This window comes from Halomonas sp. 72 (assembly GCF_052379785.1).
In the GTDB taxonomy this organism is placed as follows: domain Bacteria; phylum Pseudomonadota; class Gammaproteobacteria; order Pseudomonadales; family Halomonadaceae; genus Vreelandella; species Vreelandella citrativorans.
On sequence record NZ_JBQSYY010000047.1, the window covers coordinates 1 to 1,564 of the forward strand.

Genomic DNA, 1,564 nt, shown 5'->3' on the forward strand with positions numbered 1-1,564 from the left:
AAGAATCACACTGATTTTAAACTGAAGAGTTTGATCATGGCTCAGATTGAACGCTGGCGGCAGGCTTAACACATGCAAGTCGAGCGGTAACAGGGGAAGCTTGCTTCCCGCTGACGAGCGGCGGACGGGTGAGTAATGCATAGGAATCTGCCCGATAGTGGGGGATAACCTGGGGAAACTCAGGCTAATACCGCATACGTCCTACGGGAGAAAGGGGGCTTTGGCTCCCGCTATTGGATGAGCCTATGTCGGATTAGCTGGTTGGTGAGGTAATGGCTCACCAAGGCAACGATCCGTAGCTGGTTTGAGAGGATGATCAGCCACATCGGGACTGAGACACGGCCCGAACTCCTACGGGAGGCAGCAGTGGGGAATATTGGACAATGGGCGCAAGCCTGATCCAGCCATGCCGCGTGTGTGAAGAAGGCCTTCGGGTTGTAAAGCACTTTCAGCGAGGAAGAACGCCTGTCGGTTAATACCCGGCAGGAAAGACATCACTCGCAGAAGAAGCACCGGCTAACTCCGTGCCAGCAGCCGCGGTAATACGGAGGGTGCAAGCGTTAATCGGAATTACTGGGCGTAAAGCGCGCGTAGGTGGCTTGATAAGCCGGTTGTGAAAGCCCCGGGCTCAACCTGGGAACGGCATCCGGAACTGTCAGGCTAGAGTGCAGGAGAGGAAGGTAGAATTCCCGGTGTAGCGGTGAAATGCGTAGAGATCGGGAGGAATACCAGTGGCGAAGGCGGCCTTCTGGACTGACACTGACACTGAGGTGCGAAAGCGTGGGTAGCAAACAGGATTAGATACCCTGGTAGTCCACGCCGTAAACGATGTCGACCAGCCGTTGGGTGCCTAGCGCACTTTGTGGCGAAGTTAACGCGATAAGTCGACCGCCTGGGGAGTACGGCCGCAAGGTTAAAACTCAAATGAATTGACGGGGGCCCGCACAAGCGGTGGAGCATGTGGTTTAATTCGATGCAACGCGAAGAACCTTACCTACCCTTGACATCTACAGAAGCCGGGAGAGATCCTGGTGTGCCTTCGGGAACTGTAAGACAGGTGCTGCATGGCTGTCGTCAGCTCGTGTTGTGAAATGTTGGGTTAAGTCCCGTAACGAGCGCAACCCTTGTCCTTATTTGCCAGCACGTAATGGTGGGAACTCTAAGGAGACTGCCGGTGACAAACCGGAGGAAGGTGGGGACGACGTCAAGTCATCATGGCCCTTACGGGTAGGGCTACACACGTGCTACAATGGCCGGTACAAAGGGTTGCCAACTCGCGAGAGTGCGCCAATCCCGAAAAGCCGGTCTCAGTCCGGATCGGAGTCTGCAACTCGACTCCGTGAAGTCGGAATCGCTAGTAATCGTGAATCAGAATGTCACGGTGAATACGTTCCCGGGCCTTGTACACACCGCCCGTCACACCATGGGAGTGGACTGCACCAGAAGTGGTTAGCCTAACGCAAGAGGGCGATCACCACGGTGTGGTTCATGACTGGGGTGAAGTCGTAACAAGGTAGCCGTAGGGGAACCTGCGGCTGGATCACCTCCTTAAACGATGCGTCAT

General features: G+C 55.3%; 1 rRNA gene. It reads left to right on the forward strand.

Annotated features, from left to right (window positions below):
- Window positions 1-18: 18 nt before the first annotated feature.
- Window positions 19-1,551: ribosomal RNA gene (locus ACT3T6_RS17655) — 16S ribosomal RNA — on the forward strand.
- The last annotated feature ends 13 nt before the right edge of the window (window positions 1,552-1,564 follow it).